The organism is Bradyrhizobium sp. 23 (assembly GCF_023073295.1).
In the GTDB taxonomy this organism is placed as follows: domain Bacteria; phylum Pseudomonadota; class Alphaproteobacteria; order Rhizobiales; family Xanthobacteraceae; genus Bradyrhizobium; species Bradyrhizobium canariense_D.
In genome coordinates this window covers 266,362-280,492 of the sequence record NZ_JADPJF010000124.1, presented here as the reverse complement: position 1 = coordinate 280,492, position 14,131 = coordinate 266,362, and the positions used below count along the sequence as shown (strand labels likewise).

At 64.9% G+C, this 14,131-nt stretch carries 13 protein-coding genes and 1 pseudogene; 4 read left to right on the top strand and 10 right to left on the bottom strand.

Annotation, left to right across the window (positions count from 1 at the left end):
- The 7 genes and pseudogenes from fsrB to IVB32_RS30565 form a co-directional block, all read right to left on the bottom strand.
- Positions 1-894 (bottom strand): siderophore utilization protein FsrB (gene fsrB, locus IVB32_RS30595; RefSeq protein WP_247412336.1); only part of this gene is annotated, 894 nt, incomplete at its 3' end.
- Positions 895-946: 52 nt separating this feature from the next.
- Positions 947-2,924 (bottom strand): annotated as a pseudogene (locus IVB32_RS30590) (TonB-dependent siderophore receptor).
- 518 nt (positions 2,925-3,442) lie between these two features.
- Positions 3,443-4,108, bottom strand: a complete 666-nt coding sequence (locus IVB32_RS30585) for a methionine ABC transporter permease (RefSeq protein ID WP_247371155.1) — start codon at positions 4,106-4,108, stop codon at positions 3,443-3,445.
- Positions 4,098-5,264, bottom strand: coding sequence for a methionine ABC transporter ATP-binding protein (locus IVB32_RS30580; protein WP_198957646.1), 1,167 nt, complete (start codon positions 5,262-5,264; stop codon positions 4,098-4,100). Before IVB32_RS30580 ends, IVB32_RS30585 begins: the two co-directional genes overlap by 11 nt.
- A gap of 227 nt (positions 5,265-5,491) precedes the next feature.
- Positions 5,492-6,964 carry a DASS family sodium-coupled anion symporter gene (locus IVB32_RS30575; protein WP_247371152.1) on the bottom strand — a complete coding sequence of 491 codons (1,473 nt, stop codon included), beginning with the start codon at positions 6,962-6,964 and terminating at the stop codon, positions 5,492-5,494.
- A 112-nt stretch (positions 6,965-7,076) separates the two neighbouring features.
- Complete coding sequence (locus IVB32_RS30570; RefSeq protein ID WP_247412332.1) at positions 7,077-7,883, bottom strand: enoyl-CoA hydratase/isomerase family protein; 807 nt, start codon at positions 7,881-7,883, stop codon at positions 7,077-7,079.
- A gap of 33 nt (positions 7,884-7,916) precedes the next feature.
- Positions 7,917-8,675 (bottom strand): hypothetical protein, encoded by a 759-nt coding sequence (locus IVB32_RS30565; protein ID WP_247371149.1) that lies wholly within the window; start codon positions 8,673-8,675, stop codon positions 7,917-7,919.
- Between the two features lie 62 nt (positions 8,676-8,737).
- On the opposite strand from IVB32_RS30565, the gene nthA reads away from it, so the two are divergent.
- The 3 genes from nthA to IVB32_RS30550 are packed head-to-tail and all read left to right on the top strand — an operon-like array spanning position 8,738 to position 10,397.
- Positions 8,738-9,361: a nitrile hydratase subunit alpha gene (nthA, locus tag IVB32_RS30560; RefSeq protein ID WP_247371146.1), complete on the top strand. Its 624-nt coding sequence runs from the start codon at positions 8,738-8,740 to the stop codon at positions 9,359-9,361.
- Entirely contained in the window at positions 9,358-10,017 is a 660-nt protein-coding gene (nthB, locus tag IVB32_RS30555; RefSeq protein WP_247371143.1) for a nitrile hydratase subunit beta, read from the top strand. Before nthA ends, nthB begins: the two co-directional genes overlap by 4 nt.
- Positions 10,017-10,397 (top strand): nitrile hydratase accessory protein, encoded by a 381-nt coding sequence (locus IVB32_RS30550; protein ID WP_247371140.1) that lies wholly within the window; start codon positions 10,017-10,019, stop codon positions 10,395-10,397. Before nthB ends, IVB32_RS30550 begins: the two co-directional genes overlap by 1 nt.
- Positions 10,398-10,540: 143 nt before the next feature.
- Here IVB32_RS30550 and queC read toward each other — a convergent pair whose 3' ends face one another.
- A complete protein-coding gene (queC, locus tag IVB32_RS30545; protein WP_247371137.1) occupies positions 10,541-11,254 on the bottom strand; it encodes a 7-cyano-7-deazaguanine synthase QueC in 714 nt (237 codons plus the stop codon).
- 139 nt (positions 11,255-11,393) lie between these two features.
- Here queC and mazG point away from each other — a divergent pair, with 139 nt between their 5' ends.
- Positions 11,394-12,248 (top strand): nucleoside triphosphate pyrophosphohydrolase, encoded by an 855-nt coding sequence (mazG, locus tag IVB32_RS30540; RefSeq protein ID WP_247390634.1) that lies wholly within the window; start codon positions 11,394-11,396, stop codon positions 12,246-12,248.
- Positions 12,249-12,268: 20 nt separating this feature from the next.
- Here mazG and hflX read toward each other — a convergent pair whose 3' ends face one another.
- The gene (gene hflX, locus IVB32_RS30535; protein WP_247395649.1) at positions 12,269-13,651 is read right to left on the bottom strand and encodes a GTPase HflX; all 1,383 of its coding nucleotides are present in this window, start codon (positions 13,649-13,651) and stop codon (positions 12,269-12,271) included.
- Positions 13,652-13,662: 11 nt separating this feature from the next.
- Positions 13,663-13,911 (bottom strand): RNA chaperone Hfq, encoded by a 249-nt coding sequence (gene hfq, locus IVB32_RS30530; RefSeq protein WP_007591126.1) that lies wholly within the window; start codon positions 13,909-13,911, stop codon positions 13,663-13,665.
- Positions 13,912-14,131: the final 220 nt, after the last annotated feature.

Sequence of the window (14,131 nt, the reverse complement as noted above, 5' to 3'; positions counted from 1 at the left end):
GCCGTCGGCCGCCGCGCGCGCGGCGATGTCGGCGAAGCTGACCTTGGGCTCGATGGGGTCGTCGAGATCGCGATACGGCCGCTGCTCATAGGGCGTCGGCGTGTAGTTCGACACCATCTTCATCAGCGGTGAGAACACCTCGAAATAGAGGTTCAGCGAGAACGCCGTGAAGGCGATGATGAAGAGCACGCCCCAGGTCCACAGGCTGAAAGCGCGGTGGATGTCGACATTGATCCGGTAGGCGCTGCCCGACGTCTTGATGGTCCACGCGGGCGCCCAGCGCGCCCAGAAGCCGCGTTCGAGCTGGCGCGTGACCTGGGGTGCCCGCGCCGCCCGGGCGCGCCGGCGCGAGGGCAGCGTCAAATACAAGCCGACGAAGCAGTCGATGGTCCAGATGATGGCGATCACGCCGAGCAGGCGCATGCCCCAGCGGTCGCTGCCCCAGAATTCCGGGATGTGCATGGTGTAGTGCAGCTTGTACAGGAACGAGACGAAGTTTTCGCGCGTCACCGGCCACACCGCGCCCCAATAGCGCCGGCCGAGCTCCGCGCCGGTGTTGGGATCGAGGAAGATCTGATTGTAGTCGAGCGGATAGCGCTTGCCGGTCGCGGGATCAATCCGCGGCATGACGAAGAACCACAGCGAGTGGCCCTTCTCCGGCGTCATGAAGAGGTAGACCACGCGCGCACGGGGATCACGCTGCTCGATCATCTTCGCGAGATCGATCGAGGGAATCGCCGGGCCCTTGCTGCTGACGTCGAACAGATGGCTGTTCAGGACCTCGTCGATCTCGTGATCCCAGGAGATGATCGCCCCGGTGATGCCGGAGAAGAACAGGAATCCGGCCGTGAGCAGTCCCGCCCAGCGATGCAGCTTGCCGAATATCGCTCTCATCGTCTTCTCTCATCAAGCGGGCTCGGCCGCCATTGCCGGACCGTACTAGACCTCACCACCGATACGTCAGCTTGCCGATAGCCTTGCGTCCCTCCGCGTAGAAGCAGCCCGACAGGCTGTAGCAGGCGGCGACATAGCGGGTGTCGGCGAGATTGGTGACGTTCAGCGACAGGCGCCAATTGTCCCTGGTGTAGGCGAGCAGCGCGTCCAGCACGGTCGCGGATCCGACCTTGAATGTATTGGCGTCATCGCCCCAGGTCGCGCCGACATAGCGGACGCCGCCGCCGAACTGCAGGCCCGCGAGCGGCCCGGTCTGAAGCGTGTAGTCGTTCCACAGCGAGGCGCGGTTGAGCGGCACGGTGACCGGCGCCTTGCCGACATTCACCGGATCCTGCGTCGACATAGGCATAGGCCGCGCGCAAGTTCCAGCCGCCGGCGAGCGACATCGTGCCTTCGAGCTCGAGGCCGCGCGATTTCACTTGACCGGTCTGCTCGGCAATGTTGAGCGGAGGCGCAAAGGTGACGACGTTGTCGCGCGTCAGGTCGAAGGCGGCGAAGGTGAACAGCGCGTTCCATCCGAGCGGCTGGTACTTGACGCCCACCTCGTACTGCACGCCGGTCTCGGGATTGAGCAGCTTTCCGCTCGGGCCGGTCGCGAGCACCGGCAGGAACGATTCCGAGTAGCTGAAATAGGGCGCGATGCCGTTGTCGAAATTGTACATCATTGCGGCGCGGCCGGTGAAGGCCGACGCATCCTTCGCGACCGACGTATTGAAGATGCCGCTGTCGACCTGCGTCGTTACAAAATCCTGGCGGCCACCGAGCTGGAACGAGAGCCGGCCGAGCTTGATCTGGTCCTGCGCGTAGAGGCCGACTTGCGACTGCTTGACCCCGGTGTCGTCGCTCATGGCGCCCATGGTCCAGTCGTAATTGTAGACCGGATTGAAGACGTTGATCTCGGGTGCCGACGTCGTGACGCCAAAGGCGGTGTCGCGGAATCTGGTGTTGCGATAGTCGATCCCGACCAGCGTGGTGTGGCTGAGGAAGCCGGTGGTGAATTTGCCCTGGAGCTGGTTGTCCACGGCGAAGGAGTCGATGTAGGAGTTGCTGTAGCTGCCGAAACGGGCGAGCTGTCCCGCGGCCTCGTCGGTATAGGCTCCGCCGAAAAACACCTTCTCCTCGTTGTGCTGGTAGGCGTAGCGCAAATTCTGCCGGAATGTGATGTTGTCGGTGAAATTGTGCGAGAGCTGGTAGCCGGCGGTCGCGATCTCGGTGTTGAACGCGTTGAAGCTCGGCACGCCCGCGAAGAACGAGACCGGGATGGTGCGGCCGTTGTTTGGCCACACCGTGCCCGAGGCCGGCAAGAACTGGAGGCCCCACCCTGCCCGGTCGCGCTGGTAGTTGGCGAGGATCGTGATGGTGGTGTCATCGTTCGGCTTGAACGTGACGGCGGGCGCGACGAAGACGCGGTTGTCCTTGGTGAAGTCGACCTGGGTTTCGCCGTCGCGCACCACGCCGGTCAGGCGCCACAGCACGGTGCCGTCCTTGTTGGCGGGACCGCCCATGTCGAACTGGCCCTGATAGCGGTTGAAGCTGCCGCCCGAGATCGAGACCTCGCCGAACTGCTGGGCCGTCGGCAGCTTGGTCACGTAGTTGAGGATGCCGCCGGTGCCGCTGCCGCCATACATCGCCGAGGATGGGCCCTTGAGAACCTCGAGACGCTCGGCGCCGTAGGGATCGAGGCCGTTGAAGTGCACGTAATTGCTGGAGGGAATCCGCAAACCGTCGACATAGAGGCCCGACATGGTGGTGTCGAAGCCGCGGATCTGGAGGGCGCCGAAGCGGGTATCGGAGCCGCCGTTGACGTCGCCGCTGACGCCGGCGGTGTAGCGCAACGCCTCGCCGATCGAGACCGCGCCCTGGTTCCTGACCTGGTCGGTCGTGACGACGGAGACGGACTGCGGGGTTTCGATCATCGGCGTATCCGTCTTGGTCGCGGTGCCGCTGCGCGTCGCAACGAAACCGCGCACCGGACCATTGGCGCGTTCACCGGTGGCGTCGTTCGAGGATACCGACTGGGTTGGCGCAGCTTGCTGCGACGAAGAGCGACGATTGGCGCGCGCGGTGCGTGTCGCCGCTGACTGTCGCGTTGAGGCGACCGCTGCAGGCCGGGCGCGCTGAGCCGGGGCTTCGACGGTGACGGCGGGGATCTGCGTCTGCGCCTCCACGGCACCGAAGGGAACGACGAGAGCAAATGTGCTGGCCGCTCCGAGGAAGAGAGTCTGTATCTGTCGACGACGCGTGTCGGCACGCGAAGCAAGTTGGAAATCGGTCACGTTTGTCGAGGCCCCACGCACTGCCGGCTTCGCCGGTATCGTTTTTGATGCCTCGCCCTAACGCAGGCGATTTCGGAGTGCGATAGGAACTGCGTTAGAATTTCTCCAGACGCGTGCGCAACGCGTGCGACGAATGCACTCAGTCGTGTCTCGAAATTTGGAATGCTTCCAGACCGACAAGAACCTGCCTGTTCGAAATGTCTAAAACGGCGTCAGCGATGTCGCAGCCGGCGATTAACCCGGCGCGCGAGATAATCGCCGGCGCTCTGCACGAGCTGCACCAGCGCGATCAGCACCACGACGACGGCCAGCATCATCTCCGGCATGAAGCGCTGATAGCCGTAGCGGATGCCGAGATCGCCCAGGCCTCCGCCTCCGACGGCGCCGACCATGGCGGAATAGCCGAGCAGGCTGACAACCGCGAGCGTCAGCGCCAGCAGAAGACCCGGCAGCGCTTCGGGGATCAGCACCTTGAGCACGATCTGCATCGGCGAGGCCCCGAACGAGGACGCCGTCTCGATCAGGCCGCCATCGACCTCGCGGATCGCGGCCTCGACCAGGCGCGCGATGAACGGCGCCGATGCGATCGTCAACGGCACGATCGCGGCCGTCGATCCGATCGAGGTGCCGGCCACCAACCGCGTGAACGGGATAATGGCGACGACCAGGATGATGAAAGGCGTGGATCGCGTCGCGTTGACGACGGCACCGAGCACGCGATTGACGATGGGCGCCGCGAACAGCTCGCCTTTCCGGCTGGTCGCGAGAAAGACGCCGAGCGGCAGGCCGAAGGCGGTGCCGATCAGCGCGGCGAGCCCGACCATGTACAGGCTCTCGCCGGTCGCCTGGACGATCAGGTTGATGAGTTCAGGCGACATAGCCGAGACGCTCCGCGGGGAATTGATATTGTGAAAGCCAGGCCAGCGTGCGCGTCGTCGCGTCCTCGCCGCCGGACATGCCGAGAGGGATACCAAGCGTCAGCGAGCCCACATGCTGGCCGCCGATCTCGTCGATGCGGGCCGACAGCAGCGACACGTCGAGGCCGAGCTCGCGCGCCAGCCGCGCCACCATCGTGTCGCCGGCCCCTGCCCCGCGCACCTGGACGCGGATCACGGCCTGTCCGGCCGGAGGCTGCTCCGAAACGATCCGGCTCGCCAGCGACACCGGCAGGCTGTCTCCGATTACTTCGGCCAGGAAGGATTGCGTGATCGGATGCTTGGGGTAGGTGAAGATGTCGGCGACATGGCCGCTCTCGACGACGCGGCCGGCATCGAGCACCACGACATCCCCCGCAAGTTGGCGCACCACGGACATCTCATGGGTGATCAGTACGATGGTCACGCCCAGCTCGCGGTTGATGTTCGCGAGCAGATCGAGGATCGCCCGCGTGGTCTGCGGATCGAGCGCCGAGGTCGCCTCATCCGACAGCAGCACGCTCGGCCGCGTCGCGAGCGCACGGGCAATGCCGACGCGCTGCTTCTGGCCGCCGGAGAGTTCTGACGGGTAGCGATCGTGCTTGTCTGCGATGCCCACCAGCGCAAGCAGCTCGGCCACGCGCGCGCGGATATCGGCCTTGGCCCAGCCGGCGATCTCCAGCGGCAGCGCGATGTTGGCGGCAGCGGTGCGGGAGGACAGCAGATTGAAGTGCTGGAAGATCATGCCGATCGAGCGCTGCGCCAGCCGCAAGTCGCGGCCCGAGAGCGCCGAGATATCTCTGTTATCGACGACGACGCGGCCCGTGGTCGGCCTCTCCAGGCCGTTGATGAGCCGGACCAGGCTCGATTTGCCGGCGCCGGAGCGGCCGATGATTCCGGTGATCGAACCGCGCGGGATGGCGAAGTCGATGTTTTGCAGGGCATTGACGCCGGGCTTGCCGCGATAGGCCGGATAGGTTTTCGAGATGCCTTCGAAGCGGACCATCGCGTCGGACGCAGTCGCGGCAGGTGAGATCGCGTGAGCTGAGATCGCGTCAAACTTTTCGATCGGCTGTCCGATCGCGAGCGACGGGTGGACGTTCATGGAGGCGGCCTTCATGCACAATAGTTCCCTTGCCCCTGGGCATCCGGGAACGGTCGCATCAAGCGACGGAGAGTGAAACCGCGATGAGGACTCGGCTGGAGCGCGCTGCACCGCAGCACGCACAATCGCTCTTTCGGGTCGCTCTGGCAATGTCAGATATTTGCGGGGAGTTGGACGAAGTTTTCCAAATGTCTTCCCGCTGAAGAAAATTCATCTGCCGCCGTATTGCCCTCCCGCCCGACTCAGTGGACCTGCAACCAGGGCCATACGATCAGCAGGAGCCCCGCGAAATAGAGCATCCCAAAGATCAGCCCAAAACCCCAGAACTGACCCTTGCCGATATAGCCGCTCCCGAAATACATCGGCGCCGGCCCGGTCGCGTAAGGCGAGATCACCCCCATCAGGCCGAGCGAATACATGCAGAGCATGGCGAGCGTCGTGACTGGTAGGTCGGGGATGCCGGATCCGACCGCGAGGACCACGGGCAGCACGGCGGCGGCATGCGAGGTGATGCTCGAGAAGAAATAGTGGATCCAGAAGAACAGCGCGACCAGCAGGAGCATTGCGGTCGACGGCGACAGCCCGGCGAGCGGCTTTGCGTATTCGGTCGCGAACCATTTGATGAAGCCGATCTCGTTGAGGCCCGAGGCCAGCGTCAGCAGCGAGGTGAAATAGAAGAACACCTCCCAGGCGCCCTTCTCGGCGACGATGTCGGCAAACTCGATCACGCCCGTCACCAGCATCAGCGAGATCACGATGAACACGACGGTGGTGGCGTTGACGAAATTCGAGCCCAGAAGCGGCACGCGGATGTCCGGGCTCGAGCCCGCGATCCACAGGAACATCGCGAGCAAGATCAGCGCCAGCATGATCCATTCATTGCGCGACATCGGGCCCATCTCCGCGAGCTCCTTCGATGCCCATTCGGAAATTTCCGGGCTGCTCTTCACCTCGGGGCGGCAGACCGCGTAGCTGAGCAGCGGGACCAGCATCATCAGGAGCAGGCCGAGCGGCGCAAAGCCGATGAACCACTGCGCCCAGCTGACGTCGATTCCGACGGTCTTCTTGGCGATGGCCAGCGCCGCCGCATTGGGCGCCAGCGCGGTGAAGAACAATGAGCTGGTGACGGCGGTTGACGCGAACGCGGTCCACATCACGTAGGTGCCGATCTTCCCGGCGGTCGGTCCGGGCTCGGAGCCGTAGATGCGCGGGATGTTGCTGATGATGGGATAGACGATGCCGCCGCTGCGCGCGGTGTTGGACGGTGTCGCCGGCGCCAGCAAGAAGTCCGACATCGCCACCGCATAGCCGAGACCGAGCGTGTTGGTGCCGAGCTTTTGCACCAGCACGAGCGCAATACGCCGGCCCAGGTGGCTCTTGCGATACCCGATCGAGAACACGAAGGCGCCGACGATCAGCCACACCGTGCTCTCGGCAAAGCCCGCCAGCATCCAGCGCAGCGACTTGGTCGGATCGGGATCGATATAACCGCCGACGCCGGCAACCGTCAGCCCGATCAGGCCGACCGCGCCCACCGGCATCGATTCCAGGATGAGCCCGGTGATGACAGCCGCGAAGATCGCAAAATAGTGCCACTGATTGGCGTTGAGCCCTGCGGGCACCGGCCACAGATAGATCAGCAGCCATACCGCGAGCGGCGCGATCAGCTTCCAGCGAAACCCTTTCGCCTCGGGTGCCTGCGTGCCAGTGGTCATGGGCCCTCCCCCTCGATCGTCATTGTCGTCTGCCGGCCCGTTGATCGGGCCTATTTTGTCCCAGCGCCGCGTATACGGATAGTCCGCGGCGCAATCAATGCTTGGCCGGCTTCTACCGCCCTCTGAACTTCGGTTTGCGTCGCGTCAGGAACGCCTCGACGCCCTCCTTATGGTCCTCGCTAAGGCTTGCCAGGGCGAACTGGTCGACGTCCATGTGGCTGGCGAGATTATCCAGCGCATGCGCCAGCCGGTTGACCGTGAGTTTCGTCATGGCAACGGAGAGCGGCGGCTGCGCTGCCACCTTGCGCGCAAGCTCCATCGCGGCATCGAACGCATGGCCGGGATCGACCACCTGCTCGACCAGGCCCCACTCATAGGCCTCATCCGCGCTGATGCGCTGATCGGCCAGGACCACCGCCTGCTTGGTGCGCGCCGGGCCGATCAGATGCAGCATGCGCGGAATGCTCTGCCAGCTCATGTTCATGCCGAGCCCGATCTCGGGCACGCGCAGATGGGCATCGCGTCCCATGACGCGGAAGTCGAGCGCGACGGCCAGCGCCACGCCGCCGCCGACGCAAAACCCCTCGATGGCGGCGATCGTGATCGGCTCCATCTCCTGCCAGGCGTGGGTCAGGCGCGGTCCGAGCTTGAGATGCCGCCGCAGCGTGCCGAGGTCCATGTCCTTGCGCGCGCGGCCTTCGGCATCCTTGAGGTCGAAGCCGGCGCTGAACGCAGCCGCGCTGCCTGTCAGCACCACGGCAGAGGTTGCGGCGTCATCCTCAAAACTGCGCGCGGCCGCGGTGAGCTGGCGTAAAGCCTCTGGCGATAGCGCATTGATGCCGTCGCCGCGGTCGAACCGCACCACCGCAATCCGTCCCTCCGGCCCGAGGCCCTTCTCGATCTTGACATAGTCAGGCAACGCAAACTCCCCTGGTCTTGGTCTTCCTGGCGCTCACAGATGCCCGGTGCGCCGATGTTCGGGTTCGCTTCCATGGACCGGAAACCGGATCGTGGTCCCGATGGTGATCCAGTTGGCATTTTCGCCGGTGATGTTGCGGCCGTAGATCAGATCGACGGAGAATATCTCGTTCGGTCGGTAGCGGACACCGGTCTGGAAACGCGGCTGCACGATGCTTGCGACCTCGGCGGCGCCGGCCTGCCCGTACGCCTCGATCGTCCATTGCAGCGTGTCGGTGAATTTCCAATCGAAGCCGATGCCGTAGGTCAGGTAATGGCGATCCACCGTCCGATCCCAGAGCCAGCCGCCGTTGACGTTGATGCGCATGGTCTCCGACAGGCGGAAGGTCGCGGGGATGACGGCAAAGGCGGCTAGCGCCTCGCCGGTCGCCGCGTCGAACGATCCTCCGCCATAGGCCGACAATCCCCACCGGCCGATTCCGGTCGGGACGAAATTCGTCTTGGCTTTTGGCGCGATTGTCGTGCTCCAGTCGCCGTCGCTCCGGGCCCGGATGGTCTGCAGGCTCAGCTCGATCGGCCTGAAGGGATCGACGACACAGGAGGGATTGGCGACCGCCGAAAAATCCGTGTTGGAAGCCGCCGACAGCCAACTTTCCACCTTGCAGGAGCCGACATCGGAAATGTCGGCGGCATCGACCGCATAGGCGCCATTCGCGGCGCGCGCATCCTGCGCCGCGAATGCGCCAAGAGCCGCGATTGCGACGGTTATTCCGGTTCTTGCAGCCCAGCCCATGGTGCGATGTTAGCAGAGTCTTCGCCTCGACAACGCCCGGATTCTGGGACTATCTTCGCCCCATGAGCGACCATCATCACCACGATCACGACCATTCCGAGCTGTCGGAGACCGAGCTGCGCGTGCGCGCGCTCGAGACGATCCTGACCGAAAAGGGCTATGTCGAGCCGGCCGCGCTCGATGCCATCATCCAGGCCTATGAGACCCGGATCGGCCCCCATAACGGCGCGCGCGTCGTCGCCAAGGCCTGGAGCGATCCGGCGTTCAAGGCGGCACTGCTGGAGGACGGCTCGAAGGCGATCGGCACGCTCGGCCATGTCAGCCGCGTCGGCGACCACCTCGTCGTGGTCGAGAACACGCCGCAGCGTCACAACATGGTCGTGTGCACGCTGTGCTCCTGCTACCCCTGGGAAATGCTGGGGCTGCCGCCGGTCTGGTACAAGGCCGCGCCCTATCGCTCCCGCGCGGTGAAGGACCCGCGCGGCGTGCTCGCCGATTTCGGCGTGCAAGTCGCCAAGGACGTTGAAATCCGGGTATGGGATTCGACCGCCGAAACGCGCTTTCTGGTGCTGCCGATGCGCCCCGCGGGGACGGAAGGCTGGAGCGAGGAGCAGCTCGCCGAGCTGGTCACGCGCGATTCCATGATCGGTACCGGCTTTCCCAAGGCGCCGGGGGCGCCGTCATGAACGGCGTGCACGACATGGGCGGCGTGGACGGCTTCGGCAAGGTCGAGCCGGAGCTGAACGAGCCGGTGTTCCACGAGGAATGGGAATCGCGTGTTCTCGCCATGGTGCGCGCGATGGGCGCGGCCGGCGCCTTCAACATCGACACCTCGCGCTTCTATCGCGAGACGATTCCGCCGCACGTTTATCTCTCGAGCTCCTATTACAAGAAATGGTTTCTCGGGCTCGAGGAGATGCTGATCGAGAAAGGCTATCTCACCCGGGAGGAAGTCGCCGCCGGCCACGCTATGCACCCGGCCAAGGCGCTCAAGCACGGCAAGTTCGATCTCGGCCAGGTCGAGCGCATCATGGTGCGCGGCAAGTTCGCCCGCCCTGCCCCGGCGCCGGCGAAATTCAAGATCGGTGACAAGGTCCGCGCGAAGAACATTCATCCCGCGACCCACACCCGCCTGCCACGCTACGTGCGCGGTCATGTCGGAATCGTCGAGCTGAACCATGGCTGCCACGTGTTTCCGGACTCGGCGGCGATGGAGCTCGGCGAGAATCCGCAATGGCTCTACACCGTCGTGTTCGAGGGCCGCGATCTCTGGGGCGCGGACGGCGATCCGACCTCGAAAGTCTCGATCGATGCGTTCGAGCCGTATCTGGACCCGGCGTGATGAGCAGCACGGCTGCTGCTGCCGCGACGGCAGCCATCCCGAGCATTCCTCATGATGATGACGGCCCGGTGTTCCGCGCGCCCTGGGAGGCGCACGCCTTCGCGATGGCGCTGACGCTGCACGAGCGCGGCGTGTTCACCTGGCCCGAATGGGCGGCAGCCTTGGCCTCCGAGATCAAGCGGGCGCAGGCGGCCGGCGATCCCGATACGGGCGAGACCTACTATCTCCATTGGCTCGCCACGCTGGAGGGCCTGGTCGCGCGCAAGGGCGTTGCGTCTGCGGAGACGCTGCATCGCTACCGCGACGCCTGGGACCACGCCGCGGATCGCACCCCGCACGGCAAGCCGATTGAGCTGAAGGCGGAGGATTTTGCGCCGTAGTCGCTTTGCGCGTTGCTGGGGTACACTCTAACCCCAACCCGCGAAGGCGGGGAATCCAGTACGCCGCGGCCTGTCGATTATCGCTACCTTCTCGGAGTACTGGATCACCCGCTTTCGCGGGTGATGATACCGAGTCTATGGTATCACCGTCCCGCCACGTACTCCCGCCACCCCTTCGCCCGCAGGCTGCACGCCGGGCATTCTCCGCAGCCGTATCCCCAATCATGCTGCGCGCCGCGTTCGCCGAGGTAGCAGGTGTGCGACTGCTCGCGGATGAGGTCGACCAGCCCGTCGCCGCCGAGGTCCTGGGCGAGCTTCCACGTCGCGGCCTTGTCGATCCACATCAGCGGGGTGTGCAGCTCGAACTTGCGGGCCATGCCGAGCGACAGCGCGGCCTGCATCGCGCGGATGGTGTCGTCGCGGCAATCGGGATAACCGGAATAGTCGGTCTCGCACATGCCGCCGACGATGTGACTGATGCCGCGCCGGTAGGCCAGCGCCGCGGCAAAAGTCAAGAACACCAGATTGCGGCCGGGCACGAACGTGTTCGGCAGGCCGTCGGCGCCCATCGCAATCGCGACGTCGCGCGTCAGCGCCGTCTCGGACACGGCCGCCAGCGTCGGGATCGACAGCGTGTGGCTCTCCCCGAGCCTGGAAGCCCAGTCCGTGCGCAGGCCCTTGATGCCGTCGAACAGCCGGTCGCGGCAGGCCAGCTCGATGGCGTGGCGCTGGCCGTAATCGAAGCCCAGCGTCTCCACGCGCGCAAAGCGATTCAGCGCCCAGGCGAGGCAGGTGGTGGAATCCTGGCCGCCGGAGAACAGCACCAGCGCGGTTTCGGATGAAGATGCGTCAGTCATGGCCCGCGCTTTAGCACTGCGCACGCGGCTCGCCAATCTGGCCCGCCAACCGGTGGAAATCACCCTGTTCCGCCGCGCTGCGCTGGGAACGGGGGCTCGCTTTTGGCATAAGGCATGGGAGCCAGGAGACTGCCCCGCAATGACCCCTTCCCGCGACATTTCCCGCCTGATCGAAATTATGGCGGCGCTGCGCACGCCGGTGACCGGCTGCCCCTGGGACCTCGAGCAGAATTTTGCGACCATCGCGCCCTATACGATCGAGGAAGCCTATGAGGTGGTCGACGCCATCAGCCGCGGCGATCTCGACGACCTCTGCGAGGAGCTCGGCGACCTCCTGCTGCAGGTGGTGTTCCATGCTCAGATGGCCGAGGAGCAGAACGCCTTTGCCTTCGGCGATGTCGTCGAGGCCATCACCCGCAAGATGATCCGCCGCCATCCGCACGTCTTCGCCGACAAGGACGGCGATCTCGCCTCCTCCCACGTCAAGGAAGTCTGGGACCGCATCAAGGCCGAAGAGAAAGCCGAGCGCGCCGCGCGCCGGCCACCCCAGGAAGCGCCGTCCCACAAATCGCTGCTGTCAGGCGTGAAGGCCGGCCAGCCCGCCCTGACGCGCGCCATGGAGCTGCAGCGCAAGGCCTCCACTGTCGGCTTCGACTGGAACGATCCGCGCGCGGTGCTGGCAAAAATCCGCGAAGAAGCCGACGAGATCGAGGCCGCACTCGATCGCAACGACAGCGAGGGGTTGGCGGAAGAGACCGGCGACCTGATGTTCGCGGTGGTCAACCTCGCCCGCCATGTCGATGCCGATCCGGAAGCCGCGCTGCGGGCGACCAACACGAAGTTCGAGCGGCGGTTTGCCTATATCGAACGGGCGCTGGAGGCGCAGGGGCGGACCCTCGAGCAGGCGTCGCTGGCGGAGATGGACGCGTTGTGGAATGAGGCGAAGAGTGCGAAGCAGTCGTCACCAGAGGAGCGCAAGCAAGCCGGCCGCTAACTCGGCCGGGACGACACTAACTACGCGGACAGTCGCGGCACGGCATCGAACCGGTTCACCACGATGTCCCGCTTGGTCTCGTCCACCCGCACCGTCATGTCGAAGCGGCCGTCGTGCAGCTCTTTCGCCAGCACTTCGGAATTCCGATGCAGCCAGCTGATGCCGGCGCCGTCGGAGGCATCGATGGAGAGGTCGAGCGTGATGCGTTTGGCGGCCAAGCGCTCCTCGATCGCGGCGAGCAGCGCGTCGACCCCCTCGCCCGACACGGCCGACACCAGCATCGCCGGATGATCCTCCGGCCTGCGCGCGGCGATGTTCAAAAGCTCTTCGCGCTGTTCGGGACCATAGCGGTCGATCTTGTTCCAGACCTCGATGATGCGGCCTGAATCATCGGGGTTGATGCCGAGCTGGCGCAGCACGGCGTCGACGTCGCTCTGCTGCGCCTCGGCGTCGTCGTGCGAGATGTCGCGCACATGCAGGATGACGTCGGCCTCCAGCACCTCCTCCAGCGTGGCGCGGAAGGCGGCGACGAGCTGCGTCGGCAGATTGGAGATGAAACCGACGGTGTCCGACAGCATCGCCTTGCCGCCATGCGGCAGGGTGAGCGCGCGGAGGGTCGGATCCAGCGTGGCGAACAGCATGTCGGCGGCCTGCACGTCGGCGCGGGTCAGGCGGTTGAACAGCGTCGACTTGCCGGCATTGGTGTAGCCGACCAGCGCCACGACGCGGTACGGCACGCGCTGGCGGCCTGCGCGATGCAGGCGGCGTGTGGCCTGCACCTTCTTCAGTTCGCCCTCGAGCTTGGAGATGCGCTCTTGGATCAGGCGGCGGTCGGCTTCGATCTGCGTCTCGCCGGGACCGCCCATGAATCCAAAGCCGCCGCGCTGGCGCTCGAGATGGGTCCATGAGCGCACCAGGCGCGAACGTTGATAGTTGAGATGCGCGAGCTCGACCTGGAGCGAGCCTTCCTTGGTCTTGGCGCGGCGGCCGAAGATTTCCAGGATGAGACCGGTGCGGTCGAGCACCTTTGCCTGCAACTCCTTCTCGAGGTTGCGCTGCTGGATCGGCGCAAGCGCGCAATCCATCACCACGAGTTCGACGTCGAGGCTCTTGGCGAGCGCGGCGATCTCCTCGACCTTACCCTTGCCGATATAGGTCGCAGGGCGGATCTGGCTGATCGGCGCGATGATGGCGTCGGCAACGACGAGATCGATCGCGCGCGCGAGGCCGGCGGCTTCGTCGAGCCGGGCTTCCGCGTCACGCACGACATGAGCTTCCGATTGCGCGTCGGCACTGCCTGCGCGCACCCGCAAATAGGGACCGATGACAAGCACCCGCCCCGTCTGCGTACCCCCTGCCGACCGCGGACGGTCGGCATCCCCGTCGAAATTCCGGGGTTCCAATCAGATCACTCTCAAGCCGGCTGATCCTCGCCGCCTTCGAACAGCTGGATCGGAGCGCCCGGCATGATGGTCGAGATCGCATGCTTGTAGACGAGCTGCGAGTGACCGTCGCGCCGAAGCAGCAAACAGAAATTGTCGAACCAGGTCACGATGCCCTGGAGCTTCACTCCGTTGACCAGAAAGATCGTCAGTGGCGTTTTGGTTTTGCGAACGTGATTAAGGAAGGTGTCCTGCAGGTTTTGTGCGCGGTCTGCCGCCATTTTTTTTCTCGCTTTGAGTTTCTTTTTATTGCGCCGGTTGCGGCCCTCTTTTGAAACTCGGGGTCCTCGTCCGGTTGCCGTCCCTCATGAGATCCCCCTCGGGGGGACAGCGGTTCAATTAGAGGACAGGTAGGCTTATTAGGCAAGCCGCTTCACGCGGCAGCCCATGCCGTATTGCCCCGAAAAACTACGGAAATCGATGATTTTCCTCGCCTATTCC